At 60.9% G+C, this 15,797-nt stretch carries 10 protein-coding genes; 7 read left to right on the top strand and 3 right to left on the bottom strand.

The window, feature by feature from the left end:
- The first annotated feature begins 78 nt into the window (after nt 1-78).
- Nucleotides 79-822 (top strand): 2-amino-5-chloromuconate deaminase CnbZ, encoded by a 744-nt coding sequence (cnbZ, locus tag BLW80_RS28650; protein WP_093761899.1) that lies wholly within the window; start codon nt 79-81, stop codon nt 820-822.
- Nucleotides 823-825: 3 nt separating this feature from the next.
- Here cnbZ and BLW80_RS28645 read toward each other — a convergent pair whose 3' ends face one another.
- Entirely contained in the window at nt 826-2,289 is a 1,464-nt protein-coding gene (locus BLW80_RS28645) for a UdgX family uracil-DNA binding protein (protein ID WP_093761897.1), read from the bottom strand.
- A 21-nt stretch (nt 2,290-2,310) separates the two neighbouring features.
- Nucleotides 2,311-3,552, bottom strand: coding sequence for a putative DNA modification/repair radical SAM protein (locus tag BLW80_RS28640; RefSeq protein ID WP_093761895.1), 1,242 nt, complete (start codon nt 3,550-3,552; stop codon nt 2,311-2,313).
- Nucleotides 3,553-3,714: 162 nt separating this feature from the next.
- On the opposite strand from BLW80_RS28640, the gene BLW80_RS28635 reads away from it, so the two are divergent.
- The 3 genes from BLW80_RS28635 to BLW80_RS28625 are packed head-to-tail and all read left to right on the top strand — an operon-like array spanning nt 3,715 to nt 9,330.
- Nucleotides 3,715-4,506 (top strand): ImuA family protein, encoded by a 792-nt coding sequence (locus BLW80_RS28635; RefSeq protein ID WP_093761893.1) that lies wholly within the window; start codon nt 3,715-3,717, stop codon nt 4,504-4,506.
- Nucleotides 4,400-5,986 (top strand): Y-family DNA polymerase, encoded by a 1,587-nt coding sequence (locus BLW80_RS28630; protein WP_093761891.1) that lies wholly within the window; start codon nt 4,400-4,402, stop codon nt 5,984-5,986. Before BLW80_RS28635 ends, BLW80_RS28630 begins: the two co-directional genes overlap by 107 nt.
- Nucleotides 5,983-9,330: an error-prone DNA polymerase gene (locus tag BLW80_RS28625; RefSeq protein ID WP_244528486.1), complete on the top strand. Its 3,348-nt coding sequence runs from the start codon at nt 5,983-5,985 to the stop codon at nt 9,328-9,330. The genes BLW80_RS28630 and BLW80_RS28625 overlap by 4 nt, the downstream gene beginning before the upstream one ends.
- A 32-nt stretch (nt 9,331-9,362) precedes the next feature.
- On the opposite strand, the gene BLW80_RS28620 is transcribed toward BLW80_RS28625, so the two are convergent.
- Nucleotides 9,363-9,650: a hypothetical protein gene (locus BLW80_RS28620; RefSeq protein ID WP_089266972.1), complete on the bottom strand. Its 288-nt coding sequence runs from the start codon at nt 9,648-9,650 to the stop codon at nt 9,363-9,365.
- Between the two features lie 98 nt (nt 9,651-9,748).
- On the opposite strand from BLW80_RS28620, the gene BLW80_RS28615 reads away from it, so the two are divergent.
- The 3 genes from BLW80_RS28615 to BLW80_RS28605 all read left to right on the top strand — a co-directional run bounded on the left by BLW80_RS28615 (nt 9,749) and on the right by BLW80_RS28605 (nt 15,695).
- On the top strand, nt 9,749-11,146 hold the full coding sequence (locus tag BLW80_RS28615) for a CoA transferase (protein ID WP_093761996.1): 1,398 nt from the start codon (nt 9,749-9,751) through the stop codon (nt 11,144-11,146).
- Nucleotides 11,147-11,366: 220 nt separating this feature from the next.
- A complete protein-coding gene (locus BLW80_RS28610) occupies nt 11,367-12,536 on the top strand; it encodes an efflux RND transporter periplasmic adaptor subunit (protein ID WP_093761887.1) in 1,170 nt (389 codons plus the stop codon).
- 36 nt (nt 12,537-12,572) lie between these two features.
- A complete protein-coding gene (locus tag BLW80_RS28605) occupies nt 12,573-15,695 on the top strand; it encodes an efflux RND transporter permease subunit (protein ID WP_089266975.1) in 3,123 nt (1,040 codons plus the stop codon).
- Nucleotides 15,696-15,797 lie beyond the last annotated feature (102 nt).

The raw sequence follows: 15,797 nt of genomic DNA, 5'->3' as shown, positions 1-15,797 counted from the left end.
GAGGTTGGATGGCGGATCGCTTCATGCGATCCGCCATTATCTTTTGGCGGCCCGCATGGCCTCCACAGGACCCATCCCATGACGCGCGATTTTCCGGCCGGCAACTATCGCTATCTTCCCGCAGTTTTTCAGTATTCCAGCGGCGTTGCCGCCAATGAGGATTTCGAGATCGAGCGCGTTCGTTTCGACACGTGGCTGCCATTGGCCGATGGGTTTGCGCGTATTGCCGATTACATTCTCGCGGCGGATCGCCCGCTGACATCGTTCTGCGCCTGCGAGTTGCGCTCGCCTGCAGTGGTCGACGAAGCTGGCTTCCGGAAGTTCAACGAGCACTATGTCAAGACGCTTGCTGAATGGGGCATCTTCGACGGCACGAATAATCCCGTCGCGCGCAGCAATGTGTGCCTCGAGATCGATCCGCCGAGTGAACCGTCGTTTTACGCGTTCTCGTTCACGCGGCCGTCGCTCGGTGCCAAGCCGACTTTCGTGATTGCGGGTGGTGCTGAAGCGCGCGGCGGTCCTGGAACATATCCCGAGCGCATCACGCGCTATCGCGAGACCTCGCTGGACGCATTCCGGGAGAAAACGCGGATGACCATGAGCAATATGGAAGAGCGTCTGGGCGAATTCGGCTTCTCATGGAAGGACACGACTGCGACGCAGATCTACACGGTGCAGGATTTCCATCCCGTGGTGGCCGATGAGCTGGTCAAACGCGGTGCGTCGCGGCAGGGCATGACCTGGCATTTTGCGCGGCCGCCGGTGGTCGATCTCGAATTCGAGATGGATACGCGGCGTGTGATGCGTGAATTCGTGATCTGACCGTCAGGCAGCGCGAGCTGCAGCGCTCAGATGCTTGGCGACGATGCGCAGGTCGTCGACGAAATGCGCATATTCGCGTGCCTTGGCATCCTCGTCGGGCAGTCGTAGCAGATAGGATGGATGCACGGTCACGAGAACCTGTGTGCCGTCGTCAGCCTGGATAATCTGGCCACGGGTCTTGCCGATCGGCGTGATCTTGCCGAGCACGCTTTGCGCGGCTGTCGCGCCCATCGCGACGACGAGCTCGGGTTTCACGGACGCTTTTTCGCGCTCATACCAGGGACGGCACGCCTTGATTTCCGGCGTTACCGGCTTCTGGTGCAGACGGAATTTTCCGCGCGGCACGAATTTGAAATGCTTTACGGCATTGGTGACATAGACTTTGTCTCTGACAATGCCGGCTTCCTTCAGCGCCTTGTCGAGCATCTGTCCGGCTGGTCCGACGAATGGCTCGCCGGCAAGGTCTTCCTTGTCGCCGGGCTGTTCGCCGACCATCATCACCGACGCATGTTGTGGTCCCTCGCCAAATACAGTCTGCGTCGCGTCTTTCCACAAATGGCAGGCACGGCAATCGGCGGCTTCGTCGCGCAATGCGGCAAGACTTTCCTTCCCGCTATGTTCGGCCGTTTTGGTCGCATGCGACTTGACCATGGTCTCCTCCCGACGTTGTGTTTTCTTGGGCGCGCTGGCTTCAGCCGCGATCATGTCACCTGTGATGCGTTCAGCTTGCGCGATCAGGGGCTTGATCAGCGCGGCTTCGGGCAGGTTGCGCCAGTATTTCTTCGGCATCTCGTTCTGCATCGCCTTGGTCTTCAACCGCGCCGGATTGAAGATGTTGGCGTAATAGGTCAGCCATACCTCTTCGAGCCGATCCTTGGTCGGCGCATCGGCTTTGCTGACGCCGGGCGTGATGGAAATCGCGTGGCCGTCCCAATGTGCGCAGAGATCCGGCGTCAGGATCGACCATGCCATGTCGGCGAAGCGCCGCGCGAAGAAGGGCGCGGCGAGTTCGACGATGTGATGTTCGGGCTCGAACCAGGCGACGAAATGCGACTTCGGCTCACGGCCGATTTCGCGAAACCGCACGAAAGCATGCATCTTGTGTTCGTCGCGCCGGACAGCCTTGGCCATCGCCTGCAATTTAGCGATGTCGGAATCGATCGCGACGTGGATCAGATCGGGATTGTCGCGCAGCCGCCACAGCAAGCGATAGAGCAGGGCGAAGCGTTCGGGATCGCGATGCAGGATCGCGGTGTGCGCCAGTTCGACGAATTTGGCCGAGACGTTGAAAGTGCCTTGCGTGGCGTCAGAGAGCAACGTCTCGGGCGAGGCCGGAAACAATTCGGGCTCGGCGCCTGCAACCGTCCATGTCACATCGCCGGGAGCAATGTCGTTGAGCGCCAATTTGCGTGCCGCCTTGCGCCAGCCTTCAAAGTCGGTGTCGCTCTCCAGCACGATACTGTGCATCAGGTCTCCTGAAATGAAATTCTAAAACCCAAATCCCAATTGCGTCGCCTTCGGCTTGAACCGCTCCGCCAGTCTCGCGCCGTCCAGCAAATTCACGGCCGGGCGATGATCCGGAAGAACGATGAAAGGCAGTGCCTTGTTCCGCGGAATATGCAGCCGGGCTAGATCGCCGACGCGGATCGACGAGATCCGGCGCGTTTCGATGATCCGCTGCACGGCCTTGGCGCCGAAACCGGGCACGCGCAAAAGGTCTTCGCGGCTGGCGCGGTTGACGTCGAGCGGGAAGCGCTCGCGGTGTCGCAGCGCCCAGGCGAGCTTCGGATCCATCTCCAGCGACAGCATGCCGTCGTTGTCATCGACGATCTCGTCGGCATCAAAGCCATAGAAGCGCATCAGCCAGTCGGCCTGATACAGCCGATGCTCGCGGATCAGCGGCGGCGCGCGCAGCGGCAGCGAACGGCTTGCATCGGGGATCGGGCTGAAGGCGGAGTAATAGACGCGCTTCAGATTGTAGGACCCGTACAGATTGGCCGAGGTCCGGATAATGGTTGAATCATTGGCGTTGTCGGCGCCGACGATCATCTGCGTGCTCTGGCCGGCCGGCGCAAAACGCGGCCCGACTTTGCCGCGCGGCGTCGGCTTGCGTCCCTCGCGGGCTTCATCGAGCTTCAACCGCAATCGACCCATGGTGCGACGAATGGCGCGGACGTCTTTCTCCGGCGCCAGCTTGGCGAGGCTGTCTTCCTCGGGCACCTCGATATTGATGGAGAGGCGGTCGGCATATTTTCCGGCCTCGGTGATCAGCGCGTCGTCGGCTTCCGGAATGGTCTTGAGATGGATATAGCCGCGGAAATGATGCTCCTCGCGCAGTTTCCGCGCGACGGCGACAACCTGTTCCATCGTGTAATCGGCGCTGCGGATGATGCCCGAGGAAAGAAACAGTCCCTCGATGTAATTGCGTCGGTAGAAATCCAGCGTCAGTTGCACCACTTCGTCGACGGTGAAGCGGGCGCGCGTCACGTTGCTGGAGGCCCGGTTGACGCAATAAAGGCAATCGTAATTGCAGGCATTGGTTAGCAGGATCTTCAGCAGCGAGATGCAGCGGCCGTCCGGCGCATAGGAATGACAGATCCCCATCCCTGCATCGGTCGAGCCGATGCCTTTGCCGTCGCGGGAGTCCCGTTTCTCGGTACCGCTGGACGCACAGGACGCGTCGTATTTCGCGGCATCCGCCAGGATCTCCAGCTTGCGCTTCACGTCCATGTTCAAAAATCCCTTTGATTTCAAATGCTAAAAAAGTGGCTGATGATCCCGATTGACTCGGCTTGCCATCTTAGCTTTATATTAGAACATATCATGAACAAATGGGCCGGTAATGGGTTCACTAAAAACCCGCCACGGCAAAACAATTTCGAGGAGCGGCGCATGACCGGCGCACGCATGAACACGCTCGCGCAATTGCGCGGCAGCATCGAACGCATCGAGACCCACAGCGATACCTATGCGCCGGATCGCGTGTCGCTCGGTCATGCCGAGGCGGACGCGGCGCTGCAAGGCGGCCTCGCGCGTGGCACCATGCATGAGGTATTCGCCGAAGGTCGTCACAGCGCGGCGGCCACGGGCTTTGTCGCCGGCCTCGCGCATCGTGTCTCGGCAAAGCGGCCGCTGCTGTGGATCCGGCAGGATTTCTCCGAACGCGAATGCGGCGCGCTGGCCATGAGCGGCTGGCGCGAGCTCGGTCTAGATCCGCGCTTGCTGGTCACCGTGCGCGCGCCCGATGTCGAGACGGCATTGCGGACCACGGCTGATGCGCTGGCCTGCGACGCGCTGGGCAGCGTCGTGCTCGAGACCTGGGGCGACAGCAAACAGTTCGATCTCGTCGCCAGCCGCAAACTCACGCTGGCAGCGCGCGGCTCTGGCGTCACGTGCCTGTTGCTGCGGACTGCAGGTGTTCCGGCCTCGAGTACGGCAGAGACGCGCTGGATCATCCGCTCCGCGCATTCGCCGCCATTCAGGCCCTGGCAATCATGGGGCGCGCCCATGCTCGACGTGCAACTGGTTCGAAATCGTCACGGCCCGAACGGGCAATGGATCATGGAATGGAAGTGTGATGAGTGCGTTTTCCGTGACACATCGGCGCATCCTCAGCCTGTGGCTGCCGCGCCTGCCAACCGATCGCATCAAACGTCAGCTCGCGCGCAACGGCGCGCCAGCTAATCTGCAAGCAAGTATTGTCGTCGCCAAGCAAAGCAATGCGCTGCAGATTTCCGCGCTGGACGATGCCGCGGCGAAGCTCGGCCTTGAACCAGGTCTGCCGCTCGCCAATGCCCGTGCGGTCTGTCCGGACATTCAGGTGTTCGATGCCGATCCTGTCGCCGATACGCAGGTACTGACCGACATCGCCGATTGGTGCGACCGCTTCACGCCACTGGTGGCGCTGGATCTGCCGCATGGCCTGTTTCTCGACATCACCGGCTGTGCCCATCTGTTCGGTGGCGAGGCCGCACTGATGGAGCAGCTCTGCGCGGCGCTGTCGCGGCAGGGTTTTATTGTCAGTGCAGCGATTGCGGGGACATCGACATGCGCGCGCACGCTCAGTCGATATGTACATGGCCGGATCGTCGCCGCGGGCGAGGAGGCCAAGGCAGTGACGTCGCTGCCGTTGTTTACGCTCGGCGCCGATGAGGCGATCACCCGTGGATTGCGCCGCGCCGGCTTGAAGACCATCGGCGATGTCGCCTCGCGCTCGCGTCCCGAAATCACCGCACGTTTCGGCGCGGAATTCACGACGCTGCTGGAACAGGCGCTGGGGCAAAGCGATGCGCCGATCTCGCCGCGCAAGCCGCTGCCAGATTATATCGTCGAGCAACGCTTCGCCGAACCGATCGCCACCGATGGCGTGATTACGCTGACACTGGCCAAGCTGGCACGCACGCTGATCGATGCGATGGACAGGCAGGGCAAGGGCGCGCGGCGGCTGGAAGCGGCGTTCTTTCGCACCGACGGCGCGGTGCGGGTGATCACCGCGGAAACCGGCCTGCCGGTGACCAAGGGCGAGGTGATCGACCGGTTGTTCCGCGAGCGACTGGACGCGATTGCCGATCCGCTCGATCCCGGTTTCGGTTTCGATATGATCCGCCTGTCGGCCAGCCGCACGGAAATCGTCGTGCAGCAGCAACGCGATCTCGATGCCAATGTGCATGCGAACGATGAACTGGCCGACCTGATCGACCGTATTGCTGCGCGGATCGGGCCGCGGCGTGTGCTGGTTTATCTGCCCGTCGAGAGTCACATTCCAGAACGCGCGATGCTGGGTGTGCCGGCACAGCATCATCTGGCTGACGCCATGCAGGCAGCATGGCTGGCGCGTGAAGACGAGCCGCCTTTGCGGCCGTTACGGTTGTTCGAGCAGCCCGAACTGATCGATGTTCCGCTCGCGGAGTTTCCAGACAAGCCGCCGAAGAAGTTTACCTGGCGACGCGTTTCTCACAACGTCATTCATGTGGAAGGTCCGGAGCGTGTGTCGATGGAGTGGTGGCGTTCGCAGGAAGCGAAGCCCACGCGCGATTACTTTCGCGTCGAGGATGAGGCAGGTCAACGTTTCTGGCTCTTCCGCGACGGGCTGTATGGTGAGATCAGAGACGCGGACGATCAAGCCGTTTCGCCGCAATGGTTCGTGCATGGGCTGTTCGCATGAGCACGGGCGGCGTCGGCGCGCCTGATTATGCCGAGATTGGTGTTACCAGCAATTTTTCGTTCCTGCGCGGCGCGTCGCATCCGCAGAACTATGTGCATCAGGCCAGTGCCGAGCGGCTTTATGCCATCGGCATTGCCGATCACAACACCATGGCCGGAGTGGTGCGTGCCTTTGCCGAGCTGGACCACAAGGATCTTGTCTACAAACCGAAGCTTCTGATCGGCACACGGCTGGTCTTCAATGACGGCACGCCTGACATCCTTGCCTATCCGTGCGACCGCGCTGCCTATGGTCGACTGTGTCGGTTGCTCAGCATGGGCAAGCTGCGCGGCAACAAGGGTGAATGCCTGCTGCAGCTCGGCGATCTCGCGGAGTTTAGCGAAGGGGTGTTGCTTGTTCTGATGCCGACCTATCGGATCGACAGTGATCTTGTCCTGCGCACGCTCGATGCACTATCGGGCCTGCCGGCGGAAGGCATCTGGCTTGGCGCCAGTCCGTTTCATCGCGGGGATGACAGGCGTCGTCTGGCAAAGCTGCAGCGCATCGCATCCACTGCGCGCGTGCCTCTGATCGCCACCAATGACGTGCTCTATCACACGCCAAATCGCCGCATCCTGCAGGACGTGGTCAGTTGTATTCGCGAGAAGACCACCATCGAGCAGGCCGGCCGCGTGCTGGAAATGAATGCCGAGCGGCATCTCAAGTCAGCGGCCGAGATGGTCAGACTGTTTCGCGATTATCCCGATGCGATCCGTGAAACCATCCGTTTTTCCGATGGCATCACGTTTTCATTGAACCAACTCCAATACCAATATCCCGACGAACCGGTGCCGCCGGGAAAGACCGCGCAGCAGCATCTTGAAGATCTGACCTGGGAAGGAATGAAACGGCATTTTCCTAAGACAGAAGATCCGAAGCTTGTTGCCACCTTGGAAAAGGAACTCGCGCTCATTAAGGAGCTCGGCTATGCGCATTATTTTCTGACTGTCCACGATATCGTCCGCTATGCGCGCAGCCAGAACATCCTGTGTCAGGGCAGGGGCTCGGCGGCCAATTCAGCGGTTTGCTATATGCTCGACATCACCTCGGTGAATCCCGCCGAGGTTGATCTCCTGTTCGAGCGCTTCATCTCCAAGGAACGGCTTGAGCCGCCGGACATCGACGTCGATTTCGAGCACGTCCGGCGCGAAGAGGTGATGCAGTATGTCTACAAAAGATACGGCCGTCATCGCGCGGCAATCATCGCCACCGTCATCCACTACCGGCCGCGCTCGGCAATCCGCGATGTCGGCAAGGCGCTGGGGCTGACCGAGGACGTCACCTCGGCGCTGGCCGACACCGTCTGGGGCAGCTGGGGCAAGGGTCTCAACGAGATGCAGGTCAAGCAGGCCGGTCTCGATCCATCCAATCCGATGATCATGCGCGCGGTCGAGCTTGCCACCGAGCTGATCGAATTTCCGCGCCATCTGTCGCAGCATGTCGGCGGCTATGTGCTGACGCAGGACCGGCTCGATACCTATGTGCCGATCGGCAATGCGGCGATGGATGACCGTACCTTCATCGAATGGGACAAGGACGATGTCGACACGATGAAGATGATGAAGGTCGACGTGCTCGCGCTGGGCATGCTGACTTGCATCCGGAAGTGTTTGGATCTGGTCGCTTATCACAAAGGACAGCGTTACGAACTCAAGGACATCAAATCCAAGGATGATGATCCGGTCTACCAGATGCTTCAGCGGGGAGAATCCCTCGGCGTATTCCAGGTCGAGAGTCGTGCCCAGATGAACATGTTGCCGCGCCTGAAACCGCGCACCTTCTACGATCTCGTCATCGAAGTCGCGATTGTTCGCCCGGGCCCGATCCAGGGCAACATGGTGCATCCCTATCTCAAGCGGCGGGCGATGAACCCTGATGATATCGAATATCCATTTCCGAAGGGGGGCAACAAGGACGAACTGAAGAATGTCCTGCACAAGACCCTTGGCGTGCCACTGTTTCAGGAACAGGCGATGCGCATTGCCATCCAAGCGGCACATTTTACTTCAGAAGAGGCCAATGGTCTGCGCCGCGCCATGGCGACGTTCCGCAATGTCGGCACCATGCATACGTTCGAGGCGAAGATGGTCGGCAAGATGGTCGACCGCGGCTACGATCCGGTATTTTCCCAGAGCTGCTTCGATCAAATCAAAGGTTTTGGCAGCTACGGTTTTCCGGAGAGCCATGCGGCGAGCTTCGCGCAACTGGTCTATGTCTCATCATGGTTGAAACGTTATCATCCGGATGCATTCTGCTGCGGGCTGTTGAATTCGCAGCCGATGGGATTTTACGCACCATCTCAGATCGTACGCGATGCGCGCGACAACGGGGTCGATGTGCGGGAGATCGATGTATCCTTCAGTCATTCGCAGAATACGCTAGAAGAACCAGGCAGAGACGATTGCGCCGTTCGCCTCGGCTTTCGCCAGATCGATGGATTCAAATGGGCGGATCCGGATGAGGAGCGCGAACGTGAAAAAGCTGGCAAGCCGCCGGGAGAAGATTGGGGCGAGCGCATCGTTGCCGCGCGAGAGCGACGACCTTTCATCTCGCTGGAAGATTTCGCCCGCGATACCGCTTTGCCAAAACGCGCGCTGATCATGCTCGCCGATGCCGATGCATTTCGCTCGATCGGGCTCGATCGCCGTGCCGCACTATGGGCGGTAAGGCGACTGCCCGATGATGTGCCGTTGCCGTTGTTCGAAGTTGCGAGTGCGCGCGAGCAGCCGGACGAGAATGCGAAGCCTCTGCCTGAGATGCCTTTGCCCGAACAGGTGGTCGCCGATTATCAGACTATCCGGCTGTCACTGAAGGGACATCCGATGGAGTTCTTGCGCGCGAATTTCACGCGGGAAAAAGTGGTGACCTGCGCGAGCATTGTGGATGCCAATGACAGACGGCGGGTGCGTTGTGCCGGCGTCGTGCTGGTGCGGCAGCGGCCGGGCAGCGCCAATGGCGTTGTCTTCATGACACTGGAGGACGAGACCGGCATCGCCAATATCGTGGTCTGGCCGAAGGTGATGGAGCAGTTTCGCAGGGAGGTCATGGGTTCCAGACTCATCCTGGTCGAGGGGCGCATCCAGAGCAGTCCAGAAAAGGTCGTCCATCTGGTTGCCGAACGGCTGATCGATCGCTCGGACGATCTGAAGTATCTTGGCAACGATACGCTTGGTGGACCCCGACAAATGCTGTCAGGTCCAGAGCCGATCAATGACGATCGCCGCGAGCATCCCGACAATCCCGCCCAGCGCATTCGCCATCCGCGCAATGTACGGATCCTGCCGCGCTCGCGGGATTTCCATTAAGCGCCGTTCAGAAACCATTCAGCCGTTCTTACCTATTCAGGTGATGCACCGACTGGCGGTCCGCCGGGCGGCCGGTGCAGGAAAGTAATAGTGGCATAGGCGCCGATCCATGAACCGACGGCGGCGAACCCCACATACATCCAGTTTTCGGTATAGCTGATGACGGCATAGGACGAGAGTACATACCAGACGCTGCTCCAGGTGGCCGCAGGGATGCGCCGACGGGCCACCACCGCAGAGGTGAACATCACATAGACCGCGTCGGTGGCAGCCGTGGCCAGCACCACGGCGCCGGCTGTCAATGGATCGATGGTGGCCATGGTCTCTCCTCCATGCTTGTACAAGATGATGCGATGACGGATGTGGTCACCTGGAAGCGTGAGCTGAATCGGTGGCGTGGGAAAGGGGGAGGATGTTGATGCACGGCATTCGTGAACTGCTCGCCGACCTCTGGAGGCAGGCTGGCGGTGATATTGCGGCGCTCCAGCGTGTTGCGCTGACCGGCAATGAGCCGCAATTGCCATCGTCATTCCATGTCGGTGCAGCCGCTCAGGTCAGCATCGCTGCGGCCGGAATGGCGGCTGCCGAAATCTGGCGGCTACGCAGCGGGCAGACGCAGACTGTCTCCGTCGATATGCGCCATGCCATCGTCGAATGCCGCAGCGAGCGCTATCTGCGCTGCGACGGCAATCCGCCGCCGCCCGCCTGGGATGCGATCGCTGGTGTCTACAAAACCGGCGATGACAAATTCGTCCGGCTGCATACCAATTTTCCGCATCATCGCGACGCTGTCTGCCAGGTGCTGTCATGCGCGCCGGAGCGCGAAGCCGTGCAGGCGGCCTTGATGCAATGGAACGGCGAGGCCTTCGAGACCGCAGCCTATGCGGCTGGCGGCGTGGTCGCGCTGATGCGATCGCGCGACGAATGGATGGCGCTGCCGCAGGCCACAGCCGTTGCTGAGCTGCCGCTGGTCGAGATCACCCGGATCGGGGACGCCGAACCGAAGCTGTGGCCGATCGGCGCCCGGCCGCTTGCCGGTTTGCGCGTACTCGATCTCTCACGCGTTATCGCCGGTCCCGTCGCTGGTCGCACGCTTGCGGCCCATGGCGCGGATGTGATGCTGGTCTCCAGCCCCGATCTGCCGGCGATCCCGTGGCTCACCATCGATACCGGCCGCGGCAAGCTCTCGAGCTTCGTGGATCTCCAGAGTGGGCAGGGGCGCGACACCTTGCGAGGATTGCTCACGCAGGCGGATATCTTCTCGCAGGGCTACCGCCCGCAATCGCTCGCGGCGCTCGGCTTCTCGCCGGAGGAGGCGGCCCGTGTCAGTCCCGGTATCGTCTATGTCTCGCTCTCCGCCTATGGCCGTTCCGGGCCGTGGGCCGGGCGCCGCGGCTTCGACTCCCTCGTCCAATGCGCGACCGGCTTCAACCATGCCGAAGGGCAGGCGGCGGGCGTCGATGGGCCGAAGGAATTGCCGGCCCAGATGCTGGATCACGCCACAGGCTACTTAATGGCATTCGGCGCCATGATCGCCCGTGCACGTCAGGCGCGTGAAGGCGGCAGCTGGCACGTGCAGGTCTCTCTTGCCCGCACCGGTCAATGGCTGTGGGATATGGGAAGAATCGCGGAAGGTCTCGCGGTCGACGACCTCAAGGGTGAGATGGTCAAAGCCTTTACCGAGGATATGCCGTCCGGCTTCGGCCAGTTGTCGGCGGTCCGTCATGCAGCCGTGTTATCGCGAACCCCGGCATCGTGGACGCGTCCGGCCATGCCCCTCGGCAGCCATCCGGCGGTATGGCCGTCCGGCAATTGAAACCCATTTGCAGGATTTCAAAATTTTAACGAAGATTCGTAAGTGCACACGCGTTTTTAGATTGTCTGAACGCCCAGATGCGCACTATTAGCGCGTGAATGGGACAAATCGCCGCGGAATAAGTGCGTTTCCTACCAAGGACTGGACAGTGACGAATTTAGATCAACGATCTCAGCTGTTTAGCGGAAAGCGCCTGATTGCGGGCGGTTGCATTGCTGCCATGCTGGTCGCCGCAGGCATCGGCTACGTGCGGCTGTCCACCCCGTCGAAGGGGCATTCCGACGTTTCGAGCCAATCGCGGAAGAACCCGCAACGCTATACGACGTCGCCGTCGGAATGGGCGAGCCTGACCATCGAGCCGGTCACCGTGCGTGCCTTCCGCGCCGAACACGTCACCGAGGGCAAGATTGCCGTCGATGAAGACCGCTCGACCCCGATCTTTTCACCCTATGCCGGCCGCGTCACCAAGCTGCTGGCCAAACCAGGCGACCACGTCGAAAAGGGCCAGCCGCTCTTTGTGATCGAAGCGGCCGATACCGTCGGCGCGCAGAATGATTTCGTTGCCGCGACTACGGCTCTCAACAAGGCGAAGTCGCAATTCGACCTCGCACAGATCCAGGACAAGCGCGCCCGCGACCTGTTCGAAGGCAAGGCTGTGCCGCTGAAAGACTATCAGCAGAGCCAGGCCACGCTGCTGCAAGCACAGAACGATCTGCGCACCGCCGACACGGCACTCGAAGCCGCGCGCAATCGCCTGCGCATTCTTGGCCTCTCGGAAGACGCCATCACGGCGTTTCAGGAGAAGGGCCGCATCAATCCGGAAACGACGATCTACGCGCCGCTTGCAGGCACGGTGGTTCAGCGCAAGATCGGCCCGGGCCAGTACATCAGCGCCGGCGCTGCCGATCCGGTCTTCGTGATCGGCGATCTCTCATCGGTGTGGCTCACGGCCTTCGTGCGCGAGACCGAAGCTGCTGCCGTACAGATCGGTCAGGAGATGAGTTTCACCGCACTCGCGCTGCCGGGCCGCGTGCTCACTGGCCGCATCAGCTATGTCGCGACTGCGCTCGATCCCGCGACGCGCCGTCTGCTGGTACGTGCCACGCTGGACAACAGCAACGGTCTGCTGAAGCCGGAAATGTTCACCACCGTGACGATCTACGCGCCTGGCGACCAGCCGACGATAGGCGTGCCGAAAACGGCGCTGATCTATGAAGGCGATCAGGTCCGCGTCTGGGTCGCGCATGACGACAAGACCATCGAGCTGCGCACGATCAAGACCGGTATGACCAATGGCAATCTCGTCGAGGTCCATGGCAACCTGAAAGCCGGTGAACGCATCGTCACCAAAGGCAGCTTGTTTATCGATCGCGCGGCCTCCGCCAGCTAACCCCCAGCTTCGGCTCTTCTGAAAGGTCCGATCTGGATGGATCGTCTTGTTGCTCTGGCCGTCGACCGTCGCTTCCTGATGGTGGCGATGTTCGCCGTCGTTTTCATCGGTGGTCTGTTTGCTTTCAATCAGCTGAATATCGAGGCCTATCCCGATCCGACCCCGCCGATGGTCGATATTGTGACCCAGAGCAACGGTCTCTCTGCCGAGGAAATCGAACGCTACATCACGATTCCGATCGAAGCGCAGGTCGCGGGCATCAAGAACCTCAAAACGATCCGCACTATCTCGCTCTACGGTCTCTCCGACGTCAAATTGCAGTTTTCGTTCGACTACACCTATGACGAAGCATTGCAGCAAGTCCTGAACCGGTTGTCGCAGCTCGGGACCTTGCCGGGCAATGCACAGCCGACGATATCGCCGATCTCTGCGGTAGGGGAAATCTTTCGTTATCGTCTGGTGGGGCCGCCGAACTACAGCGTGCTCGATCTCAAGACCCTGCAAGATTGGATCATGCAGCGCCGCTTCCGTGCGGTACCAGGGGTCATCGACGTCATTGGTTGGGGTGGCAAGACCAAAACCTATGAGATCCAGGTCGACTTCAGCAAGCTCGTTGCCTATGGCTTGACGCTGCCGCAACTGCTGACCGCCGTCGGCAACGCCAATATCAATGTCGGCGGCAACACCGTGAATATCGGCGCGCAATCGGCCGTGGTGCGCGGCGTCGGCCTCATTCGCTCGATCGACGACCTTTCCAATACGATGATCTCCCAGACCAACGGCAATCCGGTTCTGGTCAAGGATGTCGCCACGGTGTCGGTCGGCGAGAAGCCGCGCCTCGGCATTGCCGGTCTCAATCAGGAGGACGATATCGTCCAGGGCATCGTGCTGATGCGCCGCGGCGAGAAGAGTTCACCGACCATCGCGCGTGTCGAACAGCTGGTGCAGCAGATCAATCGCGGAGGCATCTTGCCGCCCGGCGTGCGGATCGAACGTATCTATGACCGCAAGGACCTGATCGACACCACCACGCATACGGTGCTGCACAACATGGTCGTCGGCATCCTGCTGATCGTGCTGCTGCAATGGATGTTCCTCGGCAACTTGCGCAGCGCGCTGATTGTTGGCGCCACTATTCCGTTTGCCCTGTTTTTCGCTGTCATCATTCTGGTGCTACGCGGCGAATCCGCCAACCTGCTATCGGTGGGCGCCATCGATTTCGGCCTGATCGTCGATGGTACGGTCATCATGGTGGAGGCCATCTTCAGACGGTTGACCCAGACCACAGAGCTTTCCGAAGCGGAGCGCAGCCACATCTCGCCCGAGACCATCATGGGCATGAAGAAGCATGGCATCCTCAGCGCATCCGCTGACGTGTCGCGCTCGATCTTCTTTGCCGCCGCGATCATCATCGCCGCATTCCTGCCGCTGTTCACGCTGTCCGGTGTTGAAGGCAATATCTTTGGACCGATGGCGCGGACCTACGCTTATGCGCTCGCCGGTGGCCTGATCGCGACATTCACCGTCACGCCTGCGCTGAGCGCGATCATTCTGCCGGCGCATGTCCAGGAGACCGAAACCTGGATCATGCGCCAGCTACATCGCCTCTACATGCCGGTGCTGCACTGGGCGGTCGCCAGCCGAAAGATCGTACTGGGCATCGCGATCGGTCTCGTCGTGGTGACTTTCTTCATGGCGCGTTTCCTCGGCCTGGAATTTCTGCCGAAGCTGGAAGAGGGCAATCTCTGGATCCGCGCCACGCTGCCGCCGACGATCTCGCTGCAGGAAGGCAACACTTACGTCAACGAGATGCGCAGGCTGATCCGCCAGCAGCCTGAGGTAGAATCCGTCGTCTCGCAGCACGGCCGTCCCGATGACGGCACCGACGCGGCTGGCTTGTTTAACGCGGAATTCTTCGCCCCGCTGAAGCCTGCCTCCGAATGGCCGGCGCCGCAGGACAAGGATGCGCTGACGGCGCGCCTGCTCAAGGAACTGCAGACGAAATTTCCCGGCGTCGAGTTCAATTTCTCGCAATATCTGCAGGACAACGTCTCTGAAGCCGTCTCCGGCGTGAAAGGCGAGAACTCGATCAAGCTCTACGGCAACGATCTGGATGCACTCACCAAGACCGCTAACGAGATCAAGGCCGTACTGTCGACGGTGCAGGGCGTGACGGATCTCGCCGTGTTCACATCGCTGGGGCAGCCAACCATCCAGATCGACGTCGACCGTGCCAAGGCTGCGCGCTACGGATTGTCGCCCGGCGATATCAACGCCACCATCAAGGTGGCCATCGGCGGCGACTCCGCGGGCGATCTCTATGAGCCCGGCAGCGATCGGCATTTCCCGATCATGGTGCGGTTAGCGCCGGAATATCGCCGTAGCGCTGAGGCGATTCAGAATTTGCGCATCGGCGCGCCCGGTCCGAACGGCACGATCGCGCAGATCCCGCTAAGTGAAGTGGCGTCGATCAATCTCGTCTCCGGTGCGGCCTATATCTATCGCGAGAACCAGGAGCGTTATCTGCCGATCAAGTTCTCGGTACGCGAACGCGATCTCGGCAGCGCCATTCAGGAAGCGCAGGACAAGGTCGCCGCGCTCGTTCAGCTGCCGCCGGGCTCGCGGACCGAATGGGTCGGCGAGTTCGGCAATCTTCAGGACGCTATCGCACGGCTTTCCATCGTGGTGCCGATCAGCCTCGCTCTGATCGGCGTGCTGCTCTGGTTCAACTTTGGCTCGATGGCCGACACACTGCTGGCCATGAGTGTGATCCCGATGGCGATCTTTGGCGGCGTGCTCGGTCTACTGATCACGGGTATTCCGTTCAGCGTATCGGCGGCGATCGGCTTCATCGCGCTGTTCGGTATTGCTGTCATGGACGGCATCCTGATCCTGTCGCAATACAATCAGCTGATCGACGAGGGCTATGAACGCATCAAGGCTGTGATCCGGACCGGCGAGTTGCAACTGCGGCCGGTGCTCATGACCTGCATCGTTGCGGGCGTCGGCCTGCTGCCGGCGGCGCTGTCGGAGGGCATCGGGTCTCAGGTCCAGAAGCCGCTCGCGGTTGTCGTCGTCACTGGCATGATGCTGGCGCCGCTGGTGATCCTGATCACCCTGCCGGTGCTGATCTCGTTCTTCTCGAGCCGGGCGCGTTAAACCAGCTTGCGACGGGAGCGGCTCGGGCTGTCCCTGAGGCAGCCCAATGGCCCATACCTAAAAAACCGGCCTAGAAATGGATCGAAACCGGCGCTTGCCCGT

It is taken from the genome of Tardiphaga sp. OK245, from assembly GCF_900108575.1.
Lineage (GTDB): Bacteria > Pseudomonadota > Alphaproteobacteria > Rhizobiales > Xanthobacteraceae > Tardiphaga > Tardiphaga robiniae.
This window is presented reverse-complemented; position numbering and strand designations above follow the sequence as displayed.

Coding starts and splice junctions, on each gene's coding strand:
- cnbZ (WP_093761899.1), top strand. CDS start 79: ATGACGCGCGATTTTCCGGCCGGCAACTATCGCTATCTTCCCGCAGTT.
- BLW80_RS28645 (WP_093761897.1), bottom strand. CDS start 2,289: ATGCACAGTATCGTGCTGGAGAGCGACACCGACTTTGAAGGCTGGCGC.
- BLW80_RS28640 (WP_093761895.1), bottom strand. CDS start 3,552: ATGGACGTGAAGCGCAAGCTGGAGATCCTGGCGGATGCCGCGAAATAC.
- BLW80_RS28635 (WP_093761893.1), top strand. CDS start 3,715: ATGACCGGCGCACGCATGAACACGCTCGCGCAATTGCGCGGCAGCATC.
- BLW80_RS28630 (WP_093761891.1), top strand. CDS start 4,400: ATGAGTGCGTTTTCCGTGACACATCGGCGCATCCTCAGCCTGTGGCTG.
- BLW80_RS28625 (WP_244528486.1), top strand. CDS start 5,983: ATGAGCACGGGCGGCGTCGGCGCGCCTGATTATGCCGAGATTGGTGTT.
- BLW80_RS28620 (WP_089266972.1), bottom strand. CDS start 9,650: ATGGCCACCATCGATCCATTGACAGCCGGCGCCGTGGTGCTGGCCACG.
- BLW80_RS28615 (WP_093761996.1), top strand. CDS start 9,749: ATGCACGGCATTCGTGAACTGCTCGCCGACCTCTGGAGGCAGGCTGGC.
- BLW80_RS28610 (WP_093761887.1), top strand. CDS start 11,367: ATGCTGGTCGCCGCAGGCATCGGCTACGTGCGGCTGTCCACCCCGTCG.
- BLW80_RS28605 (WP_089266975.1), top strand. CDS start 12,573: ATGGATCGTCTTGTTGCTCTGGCCGTCGACCGTCGCTTCCTGATGGTG.